Annotated in this window: 22 protein-coding genes; 6 read left to right on the top strand and 16 right to left on the bottom strand. The window is 61.6% G+C overall.

Annotated features, from left to right (window positions below; all coding sequences use genetic code 11):
* Positions 1–880: 880 nt before the first annotated feature.
* The 5 genes from FFS45_RS17585 (at position 881) to FFS45_RS17565 (ending at position 3,654) form a co-directional block, all read left to right on the top strand.
* On the top strand, positions 881–1,099 hold the full coding sequence (locus FFS45_RS17585; protein WP_137955901.1) for a hypothetical protein: 219 nt from the start codon (positions 881–883) through the stop codon (positions 1,097–1,099).
* Positions 1,100–1,291: 192 nt separating this feature from the next.
* Positions 1,292–1,660 carry a hypothetical protein gene (locus tag FFS45_RS17580; protein ID WP_137955900.1) on the top strand — a complete coding sequence of 123 codons (369 nt, stop codon included), beginning with the start codon at positions 1,292–1,294 and terminating at the stop codon, positions 1,658–1,660.
* A 148-nt stretch (positions 1,661–1,808) separates the two neighbouring features.
* A complete protein-coding gene (locus tag FFS45_RS17575) occupies positions 1,809–2,777 on the top strand; it encodes a DUF932 domain-containing protein (protein ID WP_137955899.1) in 969 nt (322 codons plus the stop codon).
* On the top strand, positions 2,777–2,974 hold the full coding sequence (locus tag FFS45_RS17570; protein WP_137955898.1) for a hypothetical protein: 198 nt from the start codon (positions 2,777–2,779) through the stop codon (positions 2,972–2,974). The genes FFS45_RS17575 and FFS45_RS17570 overlap by 1 nt, the downstream gene beginning before the upstream one ends.
* Before the next feature lie 149 nt (positions 2,975–3,123).
* On the top strand, positions 3,124–3,654 hold the full coding sequence (locus FFS45_RS17565) for a YqaJ viral recombinase family protein (RefSeq protein ID WP_249362828.1): 531 nt from the start codon (positions 3,124–3,126) through the stop codon (positions 3,652–3,654).
* 828 nt (positions 3,655–4,482) lie between these two features.
* On the opposite strand, the gene FFS45_RS17560 is transcribed toward FFS45_RS17565, so the two are convergent.
* Positions 4,483–4,806 (bottom strand): hypothetical protein, encoded by a 324-nt coding sequence (locus FFS45_RS17560; RefSeq protein ID WP_137955897.1) that lies wholly within the window; start codon positions 4,804–4,806, stop codon positions 4,483–4,485.
* 379 nt (positions 4,807–5,185) lie between these two features.
* Here FFS45_RS17560 and FFS45_RS17555 point away from each other — a divergent pair, with 379 nt between their 5' ends.
* Positions 5,186–6,529 carry a hypothetical protein gene (locus tag FFS45_RS17555; protein WP_137955896.1) on the top strand — a complete coding sequence of 448 codons (1,344 nt, stop codon included), beginning with the start codon at positions 5,186–5,188 and terminating at the stop codon, positions 6,527–6,529.
* 39 nt (positions 6,530–6,568) lie between these two features.
* Here the strand turns inward: FFS45_RS17555 and FFS45_RS17550 are convergent, their stop codons facing one another.
* From FFS45_RS17550 to FFS45_RS17480, 15 genes are all read right to left on the bottom strand, one after another.
* A complete protein-coding gene (locus FFS45_RS17550) occupies positions 6,569–7,276 on the bottom strand; it encodes a hypothetical protein (RefSeq protein ID WP_249362827.1) in 708 nt (235 codons plus the stop codon).
* 56 nt (positions 7,277–7,332) lie between these two features.
* A complete protein-coding gene (locus FFS45_RS17545) occupies positions 7,333–8,688 on the bottom strand; it encodes an integrase family protein (RefSeq protein WP_137955894.1) in 1,356 nt (451 codons plus the stop codon).
* 372 nt (positions 8,689–9,060) lie between these two features.
* A complete protein-coding gene (locus tag FFS45_RS17540; protein WP_137955893.1) occupies positions 9,061–9,792 on the bottom strand; it encodes a serine protease in 732 nt (243 codons plus the stop codon).
* Between the two features lie 228 nt (positions 9,793–10,020).
* Positions 10,021–10,497, bottom strand: coding sequence for a YbaB/EbfC family DNA-binding protein (locus tag FFS45_RS17535; RefSeq protein WP_137955892.1), 477 nt, complete (start codon positions 10,495–10,497; stop codon positions 10,021–10,023).
* A gap of 53 nt (positions 10,498–10,550) precedes the next feature.
* A complete protein-coding gene (locus FFS45_RS17530; protein ID WP_249362833.1) occupies positions 10,551–11,873 on the bottom strand; it encodes a Do family serine endopeptidase in 1,323 nt (440 codons plus the stop codon).
* Between the two features lie 231 nt (positions 11,874–12,104).
* Positions 12,105–12,467, bottom strand: coding sequence for a hypothetical protein (locus tag FFS45_RS17525; protein ID WP_249362826.1), 363 nt, complete (start codon positions 12,465–12,467; stop codon positions 12,105–12,107).
* A gap of 31 nt (positions 12,468–12,498) precedes the next feature.
* The gene (locus tag FFS45_RS17520; protein ID WP_137955890.1) at positions 12,499–13,317 is read right to left on the bottom strand and encodes a hypothetical protein; all 819 of its coding nucleotides are present in this window, start codon (positions 13,315–13,317) and stop codon (positions 12,499–12,501) included.
* An 11-nt stretch (positions 13,318–13,328) separates the two neighbouring features.
* Positions 13,329–14,210, bottom strand: coding sequence for a peptidylprolyl isomerase (locus FFS45_RS17515; RefSeq protein ID WP_249362825.1), 882 nt, complete (start codon positions 14,208–14,210; stop codon positions 13,329–13,331).
* Between the two features lie 79 nt (positions 14,211–14,289).
* Positions 14,290–14,811: a hypothetical protein gene (locus FFS45_RS17510; protein ID WP_137955889.1), complete on the bottom strand. Its 522-nt coding sequence runs from the start codon at positions 14,809–14,811 to the stop codon at positions 14,290–14,292.
* Complete coding sequence (locus FFS45_RS17505) at positions 14,808–15,386, bottom strand: YbjN domain-containing protein (RefSeq protein WP_137955888.1); 579 nt, start codon at positions 15,384–15,386, stop codon at positions 14,808–14,810. Before FFS45_RS17505 ends, FFS45_RS17510 begins: the two co-directional genes overlap by 4 nt.
* Before the next feature lie 31 nt (positions 15,387–15,417).
* A complete protein-coding gene (locus tag FFS45_RS17500; protein ID WP_137955887.1) occupies positions 15,418–16,125 on the bottom strand; it encodes a hypothetical protein in 708 nt (235 codons plus the stop codon).
* 7 nt (positions 16,126–16,132) lie between these two features.
* Positions 16,133–18,016: a putative porin gene (locus FFS45_RS17495; RefSeq protein WP_137955886.1), complete on the bottom strand. Its 1,884-nt coding sequence runs from the start codon at positions 18,014–18,016 to the stop codon at positions 16,133–16,135.
* A 71-nt stretch (positions 18,017–18,087) separates the two neighbouring features.
* Complete coding sequence (locus tag FFS45_RS17490) at positions 18,088–18,789, bottom strand: energy transducer TonB (protein WP_137955885.1); 702 nt, start codon at positions 18,787–18,789, stop codon at positions 18,088–18,090.
* A gap of 9 nt (positions 18,790–18,798) precedes the next feature.
* A complete protein-coding gene (locus FFS45_RS17485; protein ID WP_137955884.1) occupies positions 18,799–19,209 on the bottom strand; it encodes a biopolymer transporter ExbD in 411 nt (136 codons plus the stop codon).
* A 14-nt stretch (positions 19,210–19,223) separates the two neighbouring features.
* Positions 19,224–21,011: a MotA/TolQ/ExbB proton channel family protein gene (locus FFS45_RS17480; RefSeq protein WP_137955949.1), complete on the bottom strand. Its 1,788-nt coding sequence runs from the start codon at positions 21,009–21,011 to the stop codon at positions 19,224–19,226.
* Between the last annotated feature and the right edge of the window lie 75 nt (positions 21,012–21,086).

The following is a 21,086-nucleotide window of genomic DNA, read 5'->3' as shown; positions in this document are numbered from 1 at the left end:
CACCCAATAGCTTTTTACACAGCCCGGCATGGCGCGAACTCGACTCCACGATGCCGGCACATTCGCCCAGACCGAATGACATGCACAATAATCCCCGCTTTCAGCCCTGACCTACAGGCACCCCACGCCGACAAAGTCACCAACACCGCTCTGTTGCCATGAGGAACCACGTCGCCCGCATGGCTTTTGACCTGCCATCCGGCAACCATTCTCCTCACTTACAACGACCGGGATTAAGCGCAGGATGAGCGACTGCCAGTAAAAAACCGGACCTCTATAAACAGGACGGATCCAAACACGGAAACCCGCACATATGCTCTTTGGATTCTCACGCCTCCATCTACGCCAATGCGCACCGCGCCAAGCGCCAATCCGTAGGCCAGAGCGACGCTGCTCCTCTGTCTATGGCCTGTGATCGCAATCCAGATTCAATTTGTACGTATGGCTCATCCCCATCCGGGATGGTCGCCATCCCGGGTACGCGGGAAACACATCGTGAGCCAGTCCATCTTCCGTAACGGATTCTTGGCCTCGACACCGGTTTACGAAGCGTTCACGCCCTGATGGTCTTGCCAGCGAGAGCTACAGGTCGTCCCGGAAGCGGAGAATCCACGAAGGCGATGTCGTCAGCCAGTTCATCGACACCATCTCACTGCACGCAGAGTCAATGCGAGGGGAGTTACGGGAGCGAACCGTGCTTTTTTCGCGACGGCATCAAGACAAGACGCTTCAATAACACCCGGCCATTGCAACAGCCTCGTCCCAAGCGACTAGCGAAACTCCGGATTGAAGATTTGCTCAACCGCATCGACACCTTCAACGTAGCCCGTTCGGCCGGCAGCACGATCGACAGTGTCGCGGGTGCGACCGGCGGTTCGCCATGGCGCTATCCGGTGCCGAAGCCGCAGCAGTTGGCGCGATCGGTGGGCCGCTCGGCGCGTTGTTTGGCCGTATCAAAAGTGCAGTGATTGCCGGTCTGCCCGGCAGCGCCGCCGGCAATGCGGCTGGCTCCGCGCTCGGTGCCGTGATTAACGAGAACATGCTCGCTAGCAACTGGTGCATCTCATGTGGTCACACCTTCGGCGCGCAGCACAGCTGACTTGATTCCGTTCGACCGAAGGACCTGATCCGATCCGGATTACCTACAGGACGGCGGGGAGTTTTCCACGTCTGCGCTACATGATCCCGGATTCCAAATCCGGTCGGACATATATCACTACAACGAGCCAGACAAACGGTCATCGCTCGATTGATCTCTATCCATTTACGATCTTAACTTCCAGGAAACCACATGTTCTCGGATACGTCTCTTGCCGATCGCACCCCGGGTGAATGTCCCCGGTGCCGGTCGTCGCGCATTGAAACCCGCAACACCGCCCGCAAAACAGGCGGCGCAATCGGCGCGGTCGCCGGTGCGGCAGGCACGGCAACCGCCGCGATGTCGGGTGCAGAAATTGGCGCGACCGCCGGCATGATCGGCGGCCCGGTCGGCTCCGTCTTCGGGCTGATCGCAGGCGCCGTTATTGGCGGACTCCTCGGCGGAGCCGCAGGCTGCGCGGCAGGCACCAGCGTCGGCGAAGTTATCGACAACAACGTCCTCGACAACTACCGTTGCCTCGCATGCGGCCACACGTTTAGCCGCCACCCAGCTAAGGCCTGAACTCGAACTCCACGTCAAGCGTTTCGCCTGGCGGCTCCGTCCGCCCCCTCCGGCTCTTCCGTATTCTCTCATCCTGATTTCACCGCTCGCGCATGTGCCCGGTCCCGGCCGGGCTTTATGCGCTCGTCTTTTCACAAAGGAGTGATTCATGCATCTCGTACAAACCATGGCCTACGCCAACGAAACGCCCTGGCACGGTCTGGGCAATCAGCTCGCCCCTCATCAACCGCTCGAAGTCTGGGCACAGCAGGCCGGCATGAACTGGCGCATCGAAGAAACCGAAGTGCGCTTTGTCTCCGGCAGTGACGGCCCCAATCTGGGCTCGATCCACGCCTTCCCCGAACAGAAGGTACTTTATCGCTCGGATACGAAAGCCCCGCTGTCCGTCGTCTCGCGCCGGTTCCAGGTGGTACAGCCCACTGAAATCATCGAGTTTTATCGGGACCTCACCGAAGCGGGCGGCTATGAACTTGAAACGGCCGGCGTCCTCAAGGATGGCAAGAAACTGTGGGCACTCGCAAAAACCGGCCAGAGCGCGACGCTTAAGGGGCGTGACAGGGTCAACGGCTATCTGCTGCTCGCAACCGCATGCGACGGCACACTCGCGACCACCGCGCAGTTCACGTCGGTTCGCGTGGTCTGCAACAACACGCTCGCCATCGCGCTGGGTGACAGCACCGGCGCGGTCAAGGTCCCGCACCGTAGCCAGTTCGATGCGCAGGCCGTGAAACGCCAGCTCGGCATCGCGATCTCCAGCTGGGACGGATTTATGGCGCGCATGAAAGCGCTGTCCGAATGCAAGGTCAACGACACCGCCGCTGAAGCCTTCTTCCGTCGTGTGCTGACCTATCAGGCGACGGGAGGCAACACCCCTGTACCGGCCACCAACGACAGTGCCGTCCGGGCCGTGCAGGATCTGTTTGCCGGTCGCGGCAGGGGCGCCGAGATGGCGTCTGCTGCGGGCACGGCGTGGGGGCTGCTCAACAGCATCACCGAGTTTGTCGATCATCAGCGCCGCGCGCGCAGCAACGATCATCGGCGCGATGCCGCGTGGTTCGGCACCGGCGCCGCCATCAAGCAGAAAGCCTGGGATGAAGCGCTGCGGCTCGTCGTGTGATGAACGGCCCCGACGACGCGCCGGTCCTGATGGTCGGCACAAGGATCCAGATTCCGCGTGGGACAGGGTTACGGTTCGGGGGCCGTTACGCCACCGTCCTGCAGATCAGCGCGCAAGGCACAACCGTGCACCTTGGAAACGGCAAGCTCGTGACCTATGCCTTCGATGCGCTGCAGGACGCGATGACGCGTGCATAGCCGGTCTGACCTTGACTGTGCTCCCGGCTTCTCTTGCTCCCGTATTGACTCACCCTTCACTCGCCAATCCCCCCATCAACCAACCACTCAATTCACCACCATGCCCGGTCAGGTTCGCCTGCCGGGCTTTTATTTTTTCTGGAGGTCCTATGAAAACACTCGAAGCGGCGGCGGGCTCGCGAGCGCCCGCGCTCAGGCTGGTCAGCACCCAGGATCTGAGCCGCGAGGACTGGCTCGCCGTGCGCCGCACCGGCATTGGTGGGTCGGACGCCGCAGCGGCGGTCGGCCTGAATCCGTACATGAGTGCTCTTGAACTATGGCTCGACAAGACCGGACGGGGTGACGGACTGCCCCGGCCGGACCCCGCCGACACAACGTCCCCCACCTACTGGGGCACGCTGCTCGAACCCATCGTCGCCGCAGCCTATACCCAGCAGACTGGCAACCGTGTGCGCAAGGTCAACGCCGTGCTGCGGCATCCGACGATCTCCTTCATGCTCGCCAACCTTGATCGCGAGATCGTGGGTGACGATGGTTGGTCTCTTGCCGTCTACTTCGGGTTGCTCCAGATTCAGTCGATCGTCGAGACGAGCAATTACCTCCAGCGCTTCCTGGTCTTCAGTGAGTGTGTACATGGTTGTGCAATGATGTATCGTCGCATGTATTGCGACGGTGGTTAATTCAGTCTCTTGTTCTTCGTGTCGCTGAACCATCTACATGCGATACTCAGCTACCAATGAACCGGAGATCTTTCTTGTCGCTGATTGATTTATGCTCGATGTCATTGAGGAAATATTTTCACCGTCGATGTAACGTGCTCAATTAACAGATGAAGAGTTACTAATTCAATGACGGATGAATTGTTCCTTCCTGCTGAAGTAACCAAGAAAGTATTCCAATTCACACTTGCATTCGTAGTTAAATATCCCTCACCCAATAGTTCAATACTCCTATTCCATATAAAGCAGAAGTAGGACACATTCGATTAACACGATAATTACATCGATTCAATCAGCGACACCCGAGAGAAGTCAGTGTTTCATTCATGCTTCTCATATACATACATACGCACGCAATAAAAAAGTACATAAGCATCGGCCTGGGCTGATGTGCCAGGCAACGCCGTTCAAATCCATCAAGCAATATAGGCTTCCGGCAATGCACGTTAAATCATCTGTACACGCCGATTGAATTTTGACCTGGAGTGAAGATCGGTCCGAGAGACAAGTAGGCGTGGGTAGGGATATTGTTCGGGGATTATTTTCGCTCTTTTGCATGAATCATTTCATGCGGAGGAATCCGCGTAGAGCGATATGGATCATGGAAACTGTTTGAATGGCGGCGGTGACGTGCCGACGAGCTTACTTAATCGCCTAAATATCGTGATCGAAGCGATTCTTGCATTCCAGCGTCGTCGATCAGGAAGATCTCTTTCCCGCATGAGATTGGTTGGCAAACACATTTGCCATTGTGGCAGCAGAATCGGCACGCTCCAGTAATACTGACCTCTACGATTTTCCAGGGCTGCCGTTGGGATTCAACATCCGCCATCGACGCACACGGGATAGTGCCGAGTCAAAACTATCCGGCGTGAAGCGCCACCCCATCTCAATCAACAGATCCCGCACCTGGGAACGGTCATAACTACGGGCCAGCATGACCTCGACAAGATCGATTACTGCGGCGAGCCTGGCCGTCATCGATTTCTGTCCGCAATCTAGCGCGCGCTCCCTCAGCAGTTCCATAAGCCTGGAATTCGTCAGCGTGGCGTAGTCAACGCCGTCCTTCAGCGCTGGCGCCACACCAAATTTTTCACTCAAATCCACATTCAATCTGCCTCCTGTTTGCACTGGATGCGACCAGACAATGCCTGCAATGTGCACGACAAGTGCACTGATGATGCTTGCATTGTGCCACGATTGTCATTTGTTTTGCGATCACTGGATCTGCCTCTCACTCTACTGCGTCCGGGACCGCGTTCCCCGCAAGACATCTACCCCGCCCGAACCACTTCTGCACCGCATTTCCGCTCCAGAAGACCCACACCGCAGCGACGGTAAAACTGCGTGCCGCGCTTCAGGCCTCCGACTATCAGGATACGCGCCAGTGAACTGGAATATGGTGTGTCGTATTCCTTTTTAAAACAACCTAAGGGTACTAACTTCATTTATCTGGGGATGGTAGTTGACGGCTAGAAAACCTAGCGCCAGAATGCGTTACCTTCCCCACGACGATGCCCGCCCGATGCCCTCCACCATGCCCAGGAAACCCAGGCGGGCACCGCCGCCCGATCCGGCCGATCAGCTACGGATTGGTCGCCCTTCCGCTGCGCTCATAGATCAGATCTGGCAGTCCTCGTTCCAGGACCCGAAGACGCTGGAGCCGTACTGGCCGGATTCGGAGATGATCGGGCTGATTCGTCACATCGCGAGCGTAGCGGCGGAATTCATAGATGAATATCGACGCCGTCCAGATCCGATTTTTGTGATTGGGGACGATCGAGACAGGCCGGCCCTTTCTGCGTTGCCCAAGTGTAAAAAGTTTCTGGAGTTATTCCTGGACGACCCGCAGAGTAAACTCTCCGCCATAACCCGGCATTTTCCGCAACACCAGTTCCATCCGTTATTCAGGATTTATGAAATTGCTGCACGTGAAAACCGGGCTGATGACGGGCGTAGTTATTTCGAATTGGCTGCGAGCTACGTCTTTTCCTATCCGAGACGGCCAAGGTACGTATTTTCCAGTCATGCAGAAATGCTGGACTGCCGCGATCGTTTAAATGCCCACTGCAAGGAGATTTACGAACACGCGATAAAATCACGCGACGTCATCAAATCGTTTCAGCGTACTGCACAGGGGACGAGGTATAGTCTCATGCAATATGCGGAGCATCTGATCAGTCGGGCGCCCAAACCCTATATCGCACACTTTGCCGTTTATCGACCTTCCTACTTTCCTCGCCCAGTGATGTCGCATAACGAAATCTGCGATCTACGAAAGAGATTCGTCAGCATGATAAAAACCCAGATACCGAGGGATAATTATCTTGGGTACTCAATTCGGCTCCGCCATAATGCCCGGATCGGTTTTTGGCTAGACGCCTTCGTTTTCCTGAGAGACGATGACATGCTGCGCTGGGCAAGTGCGAGTGTGGATCATGTTCGTCACTACTGGCAGACACGTGTTAGCGATGACCATGCCGTGTGTGTCAGCTACGAGTGGCCAGCTTCAGAAGCATATGAAAAAACGCTTGAAGAGGCGACGATGGCAACCGAATTTGATTTTTACTGTCGCGTCATCCCACCGACCGGACATCATGGTTTCTGGAATAGCCAGTCACCGATAGGAAAACTTGCGAAACGGACCACGATCAGGAAAAAAAGCGCCGCAAAGGCGGCCAAGAATTGCGATCCCCTTCTGGAGGTGTTGCAGGAAAATTCCGCTCCTGAGACCGCCGCACTCCGGCTGAATCAGTGGGAACGGCAGGTTGAAAAACATAAATGGGCCAAGTCACCAAAGAGAACCGCAGCAGCAAAAAAACGGGGCACCGCATAAACGAATAATTAAGGGTCACGTTAGCGGAATATCCGGCCGTCAGTCATCGCTCCCAGATCCACTCATGATGCGCTCGAGCGCATCCACCGGCCACGCAAGCAGCCTGTTTGGCAGTTTAATTGCCCTCACTCCGCAATAGTGTCCGTTCTTCGAGCGTCCTTTCAGAATGGTTTGCGGGTCGACGTTAAGCGCAGCGGCCAGTTCTTCTGTCGTCAAATACGGCCGATGGGGATTGGTCGCAAACTGCGGATTGTCGCCCTCGGACGAAACGGAAACCACCGTGACCGCACCACGACGAGTCGCCTTGAGCGTGCGGCGGTCGATTTCGTCGAGCTTGTCGAGTATCACTTCCAGAGGCTGAGCCGTTTTGGCTGCATAGAGCGCTACTTCGAACGGCACATGACTGCCCGGATAGCCAACCATATCCTTGAAAATGTCCACCCAGCGAAAAGGACTGTGCACGGCAAAGCGCTCCTTGATTTCATCCTCGACGCACCAATCAATGAATTCGATTGGCTTCACTTCCGTAGGATGATGGCCCTGATCGTCGCACCAGTCGTTCCACTGCCGAAGAATCGCGCGCGCCTCGTAGAATTGCGGGTTTGCGCCTCCGCGAATTTCGACGCCATCGAGACCCATGCCGTTACCGGGCGGCAGTTCCCTGCAATCTGGCGCAGGCTGAATGCCGGCCAGCAACATCGCGCCCTGAACGGGCGTCCATGTCGCCATGTTCAGATAACGGTTCAAAGTCTCGTGTAGCCTCACGCTGAAATCGATAATCTCCTGCGGTGTCTTCGATTGCGTCACGCTTCACCCGTTTTCTTGTCGGTAAATTCGATGCCGGCCTGCTCCAACATCCAGACCTCGATCTTATCGTGCCACATGCGAAGGAGATCAAGCGGCCGGCGGCGGTAGTGCTTTTCGGCGATAGCCGATGGCTTGTGACCCTGAATCTGCGCCACGACCCCCACCGGACATTCGACCCATTCCGATAGCGTGCCGAATGAACGGCGCAAACCGTGCAGGGTGACATGAGGCAAGTCCCCGGCAGCTAATGCCTGATTATGCGCTAGACGCGGCTCTGCAATCTTGCCATCAGCGGCAGTTTTGCTGGCGAACACCCAGGGCGACGGCGCCCATTGCTCACCCCGCTGAGCAAGACGCGCCGCCTGCCGCCTGTTCGGCGGCGTCTCATTGATCCGCTTCAAATTGAGTAGCAGACTCGCCAGATAGGGCGTCAGGGGAACCGTGCGTCCCCCGGAACCTTCTACCTTGTCATCCAGCACAAGGCTGCGCCAGCGAAAATCAACGTCGTCCCAGCGCACTGCCGCGAGCTCTTCGCGACGCGCGCCCGTGATCAGCAAACCTTGGAGGTACGCACTGATGACAGGATTGCCGATCTGGCGCACGCCGCCGAACCACACCGCCAACTGTTCGCGTTGCAAGGAATCCCCGTCCTTTGCTTTCACGCGTGGGGTCGCGTCCTTCACGTCGCGCGACTTATATGCGTCAGGTGGAATAATGCCGCGATAGGCAGGGGTTTCGGCTGCCCAGCGAATAAAGCTGCGCAGCAGCCGGAACGAAAGCGCAGACATGGTAGGACGATCCGCCGCTTGCGACGTGAGCCATTCAGCGACGCGCTCACCGGTAAGTTCAGGCAATCTGAGTGGCCGCAATACGGCAAGCGGACCAGGTCGGGTCAAGCCTTCGGCTCTCTTTTTCGGCATGCCTCCCTGGTCTGCATGCTGAAGATGATCGCGATGGTGCCGCTCGCTCCAAAAAGGTTGGCGCGCTTGCACATACTCGTCCCACACCTCCCCAAACGTCACGTCCTGCCGGCGCGATTCTGCTCGACGAGCTTCATGAGCGACCTGCTGTTCGGCCCGGACTTCTCGCGGGTCCTTACCGTCGTCAACCAGTGTTCTGAGCCTGCTCGCCTCAGTGCGCGCCTTGCCAAGGTCCCACGCCCTGGCATCCCCGATGGTCACGCGGATCGTCTTGCCGAAAAGACGCGATTCGAAGATGTACGCGCGCGAACCCGCCGCTGTGACTCTTAACCCGAAGCCCGCCGTCTTAGCATCCCAATAGATGCTTTGCTGTTTTCCGGACTCGCACTCGAAGCTATCGACCCGTGCCGCCGTGAAGCTTTGCTTTTTCATTAATCGATCTGTGTAGGCACCATGTAGGCAAATCCTAGGCTATTCGATCCATTTCGGTCAATCTCGAATTCCTTGCGCCATCGCGCTAGCCCTTTCAACACAGGTGTTTCGGCATGTACATGGAAATCGATCAACGTAAATGAATCTGGACTTTCTCGGACTTTTAATCCGTTGGTCACAGGTTCGAATCCCGTACGGCCTACCAAGAAAATCGAAGGGTTACAGGCCTTACGCCTGTAACCCTTTGTCCGTTTACGATCTCGTGCAGGCGCTGCACAGGCATTTTGGGGCCAAGCTAACCCATGCCGATCAACCCCGCCGACACAGCGGCTTCGAAAGACTGAACTGCTCCGCCCTCCCACACCGCACCCACTACTCCCCACACAACACCCCCACCTCAAGAGTCGCCGCACGTGGCGCACGTGCCTGCATCGGCTCAAGCTGCGCAGCATCGGTTTCGTTAAAAGGAATATTGCTCGCGCTCAGAAAAGCCTTCACCGTGTCGTCCGCGACCGCAATCACATAGTCGGCGGCGCCGGAGCGGGTCACATACGCGCGTGGGTCATCGTTGGACGCCTCTGCCCGGTCGGTAACCACGCCCACAACGAGTCCTGCCTGATCCAGCACCGGACTGCCGCTTGCCCCGTTCTTCGCCGAGGATATCAGCGTGAACTCTCCCCCTGATGCGGCCGGCCTGTCGCGCGCGAATGCGTTGTACATGGTGGTCGCGCGATCCGGCATGTGTTGAAGGGCCTCATAGCCCTCCGTGAAGACAGGCTGTGCACTGACCACACCAGACGTCTTTGCAAAGCTCGCCACGAGAAACGGTCTGATCCTGCTGGTGATCACTGCAAGATCCGTATCCGGGCTCACCGCCTTGACACTAGCCCGTGCAACCACGCCGTCCTTGATGAGAAAGAGCGACTGGCAAGTCCTGACGACATGGCGCGCGGTCAACACATCACCATTGTAATTCACAAAAAAGCCCGTCGCGTTCGGCTCAAGCGCAAACGCATCAAGCGCTTTCGACGGTGGGATCATCACCGGGTCGCGAGTCGTCTGCGCACCTGCACTGCTCAGCGCCAGTATTGCTGCCAGGGTCATGACGCCCAGCCGGCACGCGAGGGCACGTACAAGCAAAAGCGCGCTGTTCTCCCGAATCACGGTGTGACACTCTCCAGTACCGGCCCGTCGGTATGCACGTCACCGGCGGCGAACCGCGTTAGTGGCATCCAGTTCAAAAGTCCCGAGCGGCAGCAACGTTACCCGCACACCCGGCCGCCACCAGCATCGCCATCGCCCACCGTTGAGCGGCTTTCACGGACGCCACGTTCATGGCGCACTTGCCGGACTAGCCGGCGGTGTGCCGGATGCAGAATCCGCCTGCGGATTGGCTTCAAGGTGCAGCCGCACGCGCAACGGTTGCAACATATCGGGGGGTGGCGGTTCGCTCATCGCGCGCCGGGTTAGCAACCCGCGCAGGATCGCATCGGCCTTCAGATCACCGAGCGAATCGAAGGCAACCTTGGTGACCGTGCCGTCCGCGCCGATCCATGCGCGTATCACGATAGCAGCGGGAGGCGCATCCCCTTTTGCATTCAGAATCCGGTCCTCCAGATATTGATGCAGCTGGTTCGCAGCATCATCATCGGCTTCCAGCCATGCCTGGAACTGGCGACCGGTGAGTTGCGCATAGGCAATCCACGGCTGCGGTACGGCGGGCGCCTGTCCCCACGCGAGGGTGGTGCAAGACAACACCAGTCCGATCAGGACTGCCAGCAGACCGGTCCACTTCCCGTTGTTCGTCACGAACTCACCCTCACGTTATACGATGCTTTTCATTGACGATCGCGCCGCTGCCCTTACCCCTGTGAGGGACCCAGGTCGATCGGCAGGTACTGCCGCGTCGTGCCGCGCTGGATCAGCAGGGCCGCATTGCCGCGTGCCTGCCGCAACTGGTCCGCCAGTTGCGTGATCGTAGTAACAGGCGTGCCGTTGACCGACAGCACGATATCGCCCGCCTTCAGACCAACGCTGGCCGCGCGCCCCGTCACCTGCTGGATCAACAGGCCGTGATCAACACCCACCTTCTGCTGCTCCAGCGGCGTGAGCGGGCGCACCGTCACGCCCAGCCGCGGCGGCGTCTGCGTTGCGGTGGCCGAGCCGCTGTTACTCTCCAGTTCGCCGACCGTCACACTCACGTGGGTAGCCGTGCCCGAGCGCCACACCAGCAGGTCCGCCGTCTGACCCGGCTTGATCTTCGCCACCGTCGTCAGCAGATCGGCGGTGTCCCCCACCTCGCGGCCATTCACCGCCAGCACCACGTCGCCGGGCTGTAATCCCGCCTGCGCGCCGGGGCCATCGGGCTCGACCACACTGATGAGCGCCCCGTCCGGCTTCGGCAAGCCGAACGAGCGCGCAAGCGCCTGGCTCACCTCCTGCAGCGCGACACCGAGCCGTCCCCGGCTCACATGGCCGGTCCTGAGCAACTGATCCTTCACGTCCAGCGCCACGTCAATCGGAATCGCAAACGAGAGCCCCTGATAACCGCCCGTCTTCGAGTAGATCATCGAGTTGATCGCAATCACGTGGCCGCTCAGGTCAAAGAGCGGTCCCCCCGAATTACCCGGATTGATCGGCACGTCGGTCTGGATAAACGGGATGTACGCCTCCCCCGGCAACGAGCGCGATTTGGCGCTTACGATGCCCGAGGTCACAGTATTGGCAAACCCGTAAGGCGAACCGATTGCCATCACCCAGTCGCCCACGTCGGTGCGCTCCGGATTACCCGTCACGACCACCGGCAGGTCGCTCGCGTCGATCTTGACCAGCGCGACATCGGAGAGCGCATCGGCGCCGACGACCTTACCCGTGAATTCGCGTTTGTCGGTGAGCTTCACGACGACCGTGGCGGCGTCGCCCACGACATGCCGGTTCGTCAGGATGTAGCCGTCGGCGCTTACGATGAAGCCGGAGCCGAGGCTCACCTCCTCGCGGTTGCCGATCACGCGCCGCGCGAGAAACGGCGCGAGCGGGTTGCCCGGCTCCACGCCCGGTGGCAGCTGGATACCCATCTGGGCGACCTCGTGCGTCACGCTGATGTTCACCACCGCCGGACCGTAGCGCTTCACCAGCGCGGCAAAGTTCGGCACCACCATCTGCGGCGCCGCGCTCTCCTGCGCCATGACCACGGACACCGGTGTGCCTATGCCGGCGCATACCGCGAGGCACAGCGCGAGCGCGCGCGCCCTTCCCTTCACTTCGCTACGCTGCTTCATATCGACGCTTCACCGGTTCCGTTCTCCTGCAATCCTGTCTGTTCGTGGCGGGTCCTGCGCGCGAGGCCGGCACGCTCTGCCACGTCATGCCATGCCACGACCAGCGCTATCCAGCGCGAATCATCGCGCGCTTTGCCCTCACCGCAGCGGCACCACCGGCACCGGAGGCGGCCGCTGCGGCTCGACCGACTTGCCCCAGTTCGAGCCGAAGCGGATGCTCTCGGCCGAATAATTGAACGTCCCCACCTGGTTTGACGGTGCCGTCGCGAGTCCTTCGGCCGCATTGCTCGCGCCGCCCGCCGCTGACGCAGTGCGCGTGGGGGCCAGTTGCTGGCTCAGGCAATCGTACGACAACGCCACTTCGCCATTTAGCTCGGCGTTCACGCAGACCTGCTTCGATGGCTTGGCCGCAGGAGCAGGGATGGACACCGGCTGTGCCCGCACTTGGCCTGCCGGTACGAAGGCAAATACCGCCGCTGCGATCAGTACTGCTGCACGCATCACCCGGTGGCCCCTGCATATCCCGTTCATCTCATGGCGCTCCCGCATTGGACTGCGCGGCCTCAGGCGCATCATCCCCGCCCAGCAAGCGCTCGAACACCTTGGCATCCGAATACGATGGCCGCGGGGCCGGCCCATCCAGAAAACCCCGGTCCCGCTCTACCGTCCTGAAGTGCATCAGCTCGCGCGAGGTCGGAAACGGCGTGTCCACCGGTTGGCGGTACACCATCCGGAACAGGTGCGGCGCGAGGCCGGCATCGCGCCACATGTCCCCAACATCGTACACGCTGCCGTCGAAGCAGAAGCGCATCCACAACGTCTCGCCCTCCGGCCCCTGATGACGGATGAAACCGGCCAGTACCAGCAGCACATACGGCAGGTCGTGCTGCACGATCGACGGATACGACCACAGGTTCGCCGCATCCGCGCAGTCGACCAGCAGTGTCAGGCGCCGCACCGTCAACGACGGTGCAAGCTGTCTCATCACGCGGTAATGACGCAGCCAGTTTCCGATGAACGTACCGCGCTGCGGCCCCTCGAGCGCAACGTCGCGCATGTGGCGTACGGTCATCCCGTCTGGCTGGTACGACTGCGTCGTGAGCGGGCAGCGCGCCTCGTCATCCCATAGCGCGTGGCGAAAGCGGTGTGCCACGGTTTCGTTGTCCGGTACCGGCGCGAGCCTGCCCAGACACACCGGACAGTGCGTGCGGTAGCTTGCCCATCCCCCCACGCCTTCGTACTGGGCGGGCAGCGCCTCGGGCCATCCGGCCGGCCCCGTGCCGAGCCCGTCGCGATTCCCGGTCTCGCTGCGCAGCGCACGCGGCTCCGGATGCGTAGATGGGTAAGCCATGGCGCCGGATCCTACTGTGCCGCCGTCACCGCTTTCTGCAGCGCGGCTTCGTCGATGCTGACCGCGCCCGGACCAACGAGCCTGGCCATATACGCCTGTTCGTTCTGCTGCTCGCGCTGCTGCCGCAGTTCCGCACGGATGCGCTCCTTGACCGCGGCGAGCGGCGCCACGCCCGCAGCGCGCGTGTCGGTCAGCCTGATGACATGGAACCCCGCAGCCGTCTGGATCGGTCCTGCGACATCGCCCGTCTTCATCGTATCGACGATCTTGCGAATCTCCGGCATCAGCACGGCATCCGGCAAGAGACCCATGTCTCCGCCGCGCGCCGCACTCGCCTTGTCGTCGGAGTTCGCCTGCGCGAGCGCCGCGAAATCGACGCCCTTGGCATGCACCTGGCGCGACAGGTCCGTGGCCCGCTGGCGGGCCTTGTCTAGCGTCGCAACATCGGCGCCGGGCGCCACCGCGACATAGATCTGGGAAATCCGCCATGCACGCGGCACGGCAAACGCAGCCTGGTTGTGGTCATACGCGGCCTGGATTTCGGCGTCCGACGGATAGTCCGCCGGCGGCGCCGACACCGAAGCCAGATAGCTGCGCAGGATCACCTCGCGCTTCGCCTCGTCGATCATGGCCTGCACCTGCGGCTGCTTGTCCCAGCCTTTAGCGCCGGCCTCGGCCAGCACCGCCTGGGCCGCCAGACGCGAGCGCACCACCTGGTCCAGCTTTGCCGGGTCCGCAACCAGTGTCTTTCGGACTCTTGAATCCAGTGGTTTGAGCAGCGCAGTCACCTCCGCCTGGGTGACCGACACCTGGCTCGCACCGACCGCCACATGCGCCACCGGCTCCGTCTGCGCATGGCCTGCCAGCGGCAGGCCCAACACGATACTGCTCACTACAATTGCGGATTTCCTCACTTTCACTCCCACTACAGGTTGATTCACCGGTGGCAGCGCCCCGGTACGACGTTGTGTGCTATAGCTGAGCTCCGGGCACGAGCCGGATCACCACTGGCTGTTTCATGGCCAGCGGCGGCGGCGCACCCACGGACTGCTGCAGCAGCAACGCCCGCAAATCTGCCGCCGCGCGCTCGTCGCCGATTGCCGCCTCATCGAATTCCACACGTGTGACCGATCCTGTCCGGTCGAGCCAGACCCGGACCTTCAGCGTCGGCAGTGCGCCGTCGGCAGGCAGGGCATCGCTATCGGACGCCGGGCCGCCGTTTGATACCACTGCGGACGGCGGTACCGTGTGCGCATCGGTGGCAACCCATTCATCGAAGAACGCACCAAAACGCTGTGCCGTTTCAGCGTCCCCCGACAGCGCCGACTGGAGACGCTCCGAGACACGCTGCGCATAGGCCACCCACGCCTGCGGGGCGGCATCTGCGGACACCGGCTGGGGTTGCACGCCGGCCCAGACGCTACCGGTCAGCGCCAGCAGCGCCGCGCCGAGCGACCATGCCGATCCGGACCGGCCAGACTTCCCCGGGTTCATTGCAGCGTGGCCTTTGAGCCGTCTGCATCGTCCGGCCCACCCGCCTGGGCGCCGGCGTCCACAGGGGTATGCGCTGCCGCCTGCGTTGCGGCCTGCTCCACCGCCATCGCCGGCCGGTTGCGCAGGTGCAGCAGGAACTCCTGCACGAGCCGGTCCCACAGCTCGATCGTCGAGCGAAGGTAGCGCTCGGTGACGCCGCCCGCCACCATCACGTCCATCTCCAGCAGCAGGAACTGCTGGTGTGCGGCAAGGCGTGCAAAGCGCTTCGTGCGGTTCCAGCTGGGCACGAGATCGGCCGGCAACTCGCCCTGCACCTGGATCGCACAGCTGAGCGTGTAGTCGATGTGCGTGTCCGCCGCTGCTCCGGGGTTGCCGAAGCGCACCACGAAGCCTACGCCCTGGCTTGCGCTCATCAGTTGCACACGGCCGTTCTGCTCGGCGGGCGTCACCCGATAGCCCGCCGACCTGAATATATCGGCCAGCTGTTCCACGCTCACCGCGTCCACCGGGGCGATGCCCAGGCCGCTCACCGGCGCGCCGGCCGTCTTCGTTTCACTACCCTTTGCTGTCGTCATGAGGCCATCCTTTTGCAAGATTCAGTATTGGTTACTTCGAGGCCGCGGGCGCAGACGAGCCGACGGTGGAAGAGGCTGCGGCCGGCGCCGCCGGCGCAACCATGGGCGGCACCGCATTCGGGTCGTACTTCCCCGCATAGAGCTTGTCGCCATACTCCTGCGCGATCATGTCGTACTTCACGCGCTCGCTCTGCGCGAACGGCTCGCGTGTCTTCAGCACCGTTCCGATTCCGACGTGCTCATAGGCGTCGAGAATCTCATGGCCGACCTGATAGAGCTGCGCGTTCTTCGCCTCGCACGTCTGCAGCTGCGTCTGCTGCCCTTTAAGCTGCGTCTGCAATTGCGTGCGTTCGGTATCACGCGAACGTGAGACCGTCAGCAGGTCTTCGTAGGAGGACTTATATTTCGCAAGCTGCTGGTCGTCCTGCGCGCGGCTGGCCTTTTCGGTCGCCAGCGAGCGTTCGGCTTCGACCTCGGCACTGGACTTGCCTTTCGTCGCCGCCAGATCCGCCTGCGCCTGCTTCAGGTCGGCGAGTGCCTTGTCGCGCTGCTGCTCAGCCACGGCTTTGTCCGCCTCCAGCTGGGACTGGTTGTCCTGCAACTGGCGCAACTGCGTAGCCGTCTCGCGCAGCTGGCTGCGCAGACGGTCTTCGATGCTCTGCGCCGAGGCTGGGATTGCGCTGAACATCACGCCACACAGCACACCACCGGCCACCACACCCGAATAACGTAATTTCATGGCGGCCTCAGAAATGGGCGTCAAGCTCGAGCTGCAGCACGTCGATCGACAGCGGCGGACCGTAGACTTCGCGTGCGCTCAGGTAGCGGGCAGACAGCCAGGCGTTGCGCGCGACCGCATATTGCGCGCCGATGATGTAGCCCTTCGCATTGGTGCCACCCAGGTTGAAGTCCGGATCGGTGAATGCATCGAGCACCGCGTCCGGTTCCAGATACTTGTACGTCACCGAGAAGTTCCACTGACCCTTCTCCAGCGTATCCGGCTCGCCGAGCGTCACCTTGAACAGGAAGCCGTTCGGCCCGCTCTTGTAGTCGCTCTGGCTGACTGACGAACCGGCGTTGTTGTAGTTGTTGATCGGCGTCGAAGCCGCGCTGAACGCATTGTTCGTGTTGTACGCCAGGTTGCGCACGTACTCGCCGTCGAGCCGCACCTTGAAGCGGTCCGCCAGCTTGGTATCCCACTCGAGCTTGGCGTCGAACAGCCGGTAGTTGTAGGCGAGCCCGAAGAGCTCCGGCTCAGGCGTGTCGCCCGCCGCGAGATTCGGATTCTGCGCGATGTTGCGCAGCTCGATCAGCGTGTTGCCCTTTTGCATGAAAGCGGGCGCATCGTCGTCGGTACTGCAGCTCGTCGCGCCCAGGTACAGCGCGCACGGCGCGGAGAACGCTCCCTTCAGGTTCATGAAGTCGTAGTACGCAATCGCGCCTTTGACCTTGTTCTGGTCGTCGATCTTCCATTCAGCGCCAAGCTGCGCGCCCAGCATCCACTTCGTGTTGCTGGAGGTAGAATCCGCGTTTTGCCCAAGGAAGCCGTCCGAGCTGTACTGGATCGGGAACGCACCGGCCGTACCGAACAGCGTCACGTTGTCGTTACCCGGCAGCAGATGGCGGAAGCTCGTGGCAATGCCGTCGAACTCCAGGTCCTTCGAGAAGAGCAGATCGGACGAGAAGAACGGATTGTCGAAGCGGCCTGCCGTGACGTTCAGCCAGGGTACGGGCTGATACTTGACCCAGGCCTGGTTCAGCCAGATATTCTGTTTGCCGAAATCGTTGCCGAGCAGCGTGGTGGTAGATGCCGGCCCGTCGGTGTCGCCGCTCGCCAGTTGCACGCCGGTGCTCAACTGGTCCGAGAGTATGGCGGTCACACCCAGACGCGCACGCACGCTGGCCTCGTTGCGGTCCTGGGTGGTGTTCAGGAGCGGTGGGGAGCTCGTGTTGGTGTTCGGATTGACGTCGTAGGGAGTGCCCGAGTTGATCGCCGCAAAGTTCGTCACGCCGGTCTCGTTGCGCGGCGAGAAGAACTCGCCCTCGTCACGCACGCGCACGTCGCCGCTCACCGTGATGCGCGATATCCAGTCCGGGAACGTGTTCGGCTGCGCCCAGTCCTCGGCCTTCGCCTGCGCCACCACTTCCTGCTTCACCTGATCGCGGATCTGGTCCCGCACCACTTGCGGGATGTACGGCACGGCCACGTCGCCCGGTTGCGTGGGCGCGTTGACAACCGTTGCCCCCGCAGACGGCACCGGTACCGCCGCAACGGCTTTCGCCTGCGCCGCCTTCGCCTGTGCCGCTTCGTTCTGGGCTTCGGCGATCAGGTCCTGCGCATTCTGCTTCGTGAGCACCCCGCGTTTGACCAGCAGATTGATCAGGTTGATCACCGTGTTCTCGGTGGGCGCCGCACTGCCGGCCGCTGCGGCGGCCGCGGCAGTTGCCCCGGCAGCGCCGCCCATGGCGGCCTGGGTCTCCAGCGACTGCGCCTGCGCAGCCGCCGCGCACGTCATCCCGAGCGTCAGCAGCGCCACACCGGTACTGATACGCGAGCGGCGTAACGAACTTCGTGCGGAGGTTCCTCCGCCGGTCTGGCCGCCACCCCGTACTCTCATCATTTTGATCATCAAATTCTCCACTTGACTGCTGTTTTCCGTTGTTTCGTATAGAGCTTCAGGCGCAAATCGCGTATCCCCTGTCAGCCCGGCTGGCGTCCCTGCAGATTCAGTCGCACGGGGTACTGCCATGACGGCGGCGGCGGCTCATCGAGCCGGCCCAGCGTCTGCAGCGCGTCGACGACCGCCGCATCCAGCTTCGGATCCCCGGTGGACTGCCCGATCGTTACCTTCGTGATCCGGCCGGACGACTCCAGCCAGACGTTCACGCCCACCGCAAAGCGCGACCCGCCGCCCGAGTCCTGCACCCGCTTATCGCCTTCCACGACGCGCTGTAGCGTGTAGACCAGGTACTGGGTATAGGTCGCGTTGCCGAATGCCCCGCCCCCACCGCTACCGGTCATGCCCGAGCCGTCGCCCGCGCCGATGGCGAAGTTGTCCGTGCCCGCCTGCGCCGCTGCATTCATCGTCATCTGCTTCGGCTGGTTGTCCGACGGTTTCGGCGTCTCGGACGGCTTCGGCGCCACCGTCGGCTTGAGCGTCGGTGTCTGCACTTCCTGCTGCTTTTCGGGCGGCGGCTTCACCTTCGGCGGCGGAGGCGGCGGAGGCGGCAACGGAATCACCGTCGTCACCTGCGGCGCCTCGGTACGCTTCACGCCCGCCGTGTCGCTCGCGAAGTGCCAGACGAGCGCCGCCACACCCAGCACGATCAGCCCGGTGACAACGGGCCTCACGTAGCGGCGCCAGCCCTTGGGATCGTCGCCATTGCTATAGGTCATTTCCATGGCGGGTCCCTAGCTGCCCTGCGGCGCCTTGCCGGTAACCAGTCCCACCTGCGACAGGTCGAGGCGGCGCAGCAGGTCCAGCACGTCCATCACCTTCTGGTACGCCACGGTCGAATCGCCCTTGAGCACGATCGGCACATCCGGTGTCGTCGCCTTGATCGTGCGCAGCCGGCTCTCCAGTTCGTCCATCGACACCGGATAGGCATCGAGATAGATCTGGCCCGAGTCCGACACCGTGATCGCCTTTGTCTGCGGTTTCGCCAGACTCGCCGACGAACTCGCCTTCGGCAGGTCGACCTTGATGCCCTGCACCGAAGCGGTCGTCATGATGATAAAAATGATCAGCAGCACGTACGCCAGGTCCAGCATCGGCGTGATGTTGATGTCGTCGTATGGCTTGTCGTCGTCCTGAACCTGCATGGTGCGTGTCTCCCCTAGACTCCACTGACTTCCGCGGCCAGCGAGTGGTCCGGATTGCGATGGGCTTCCGCCAGACGCGTGACGAATTCGTCCACGAACACCTGCATGTTTGCCGTGACGTTCTTGTTGCGGATCAGCAGGTAGTTGTAGCCAAAGAGCGCGGGGATCGCGACGAACAGACCCGTGACGGTGGCGAGCAGCGCCGCCGCGATACCCGGAGCGATTGCGTTGACGTTCACATCGCCGGCCGCGGCAATCGCCGCGAACGTGATCATCACGCCCACCACCGTGCCCAGCAGACCGAGAAACGGGCCGCCGGAGATGGCAATCGTCAGCAGTACCATCGATTTCGACAGCCGCTGGTTCTCGCGTACGAGCGTGGCATCCATCGTTGCGCGGATCGCTTCGATCGACTCCGCGGTGATCAGCGTGCGGCCGCTGCTGTCGACGCGACTGTGGATTTCCGCCACGCCCGCGCGGTAGAGGCGGTACAGCGAGGACTCACGCAGGCGCCGGCCGTCATCCGATTTCTCGTCAATGTGGGCAAGGCCGACCAGGTGCCGGCCGGCCACTTCGCGGAAGCGCCGCACGAAGAAACCGTTGGCCTTGTCCACGGCGCCCACGTAGTTCGCCTTGTTCCACATCACGATCCACGAGATCACCGCCATCGCCAGCAGGATCACGATCACCACCCACGCATCCACCGTCACCGACTTGACGATCACGCCGAAGTAGCCGAACCCGAAGCCGGACTGTTTCTCGTCGGCGCCGTAGTTCACGAGTTTCGATTCGGCGCCCTGGCTCATCGCATCGATCGCGAGCAGGGTCGGCGAGCGCGCCACCTTCGACAGGCGCAGTTCATCCATCTCGCCGACGTAACCACCGGCGCCCGGCGCTGCGGTCCCGGCGGCGACATCACCGCCGACCGCCGCAGGCGTATTCAGCGCGGGCAGGCTGGCCGGAACCTGCGCGACCTGTTTGCCACCCACATAGAGCGTCACGTTATGACCATCTGCCGTCGCGGCAAGATAGCTCCACTGGTTGGCGGCGACGGCCTGGCCTGCCGGTGTGCGCACCGGCGACGCGCCACCGTCGACCTCGACGAACGGCACGCCGTTGTCGAGCCCGATCAGCAGCGCATTGGCGCCGTCACGACGGCTGTAGAGCAGCGTATTCGGTGCAAGTGCGGTGGGCTTCACCCAGACGCTGAACGTGAAGTTGCCGCCCGCGGGAATCGCCAGCGACGGGCTCGCCGCGATATTGAGCGGCGTGCCGTTGAACTGCGCCGCGCGGCCGATAATGCCGTCCTCGGCGGTTCGCGCCGGTGCGTTCTGCGCGTTGTTGCCATACGCCGTCACATCTTTCGGCGGCGTACCCGATGCTCCGTCGAAGTGCCAGATCAGCGTGTAATCCGGATCGAACGTCTCGGCCGGTTTGCCGCCGTCCGGCGCCTTCTTGTTGCCGTAGTACATCCAGATCGACTGGGTGGACGCCGCCGGGAACTGCGGGACGTCGACCCAGATCAGCGCGACGCCGAGTACCGCGTCGTACTGCCCGATCTGATAGTTAAGCGGCGTCTTGTCGTCGGCCGCGACGAACCGGATATCCGTCCCGCCATCCTGCAGTCCGTCGAACTGGAAGTTACCCGAGTGCAGACGGATCAGCAGCGGCACACGGCCTGCCGGCTCCGTGATGTTGCCGCCCTTGGGCGTCGTATCGATCGTGATCGCCTTACGGTACGACCAGTCGTTCTGCCACCACGCGTTGGCCACGCCCGGCACGCACCCCATCAGCACCATCATTAAAAGGAACAAAGCTCGCTTCACAATCCACTCCCCCGATAAGCCGGCCGGGGTCTGTCAGGCCGGCGCAGCACA

Origin of the sequence: Burkholderia sp. 4M9327F10 (assembly GCF_005503145.1) — a bacterium.
In the GTDB taxonomy this organism is placed as follows: Bacteria; Pseudomonadota; Gammaproteobacteria; order Burkholderiales; family Burkholderiaceae; genus Paraburkholderia.
Note: the sequence above shows the minus strand (reverse complement) of the source record. Positions and strands in the feature narration are given on the sequence as shown.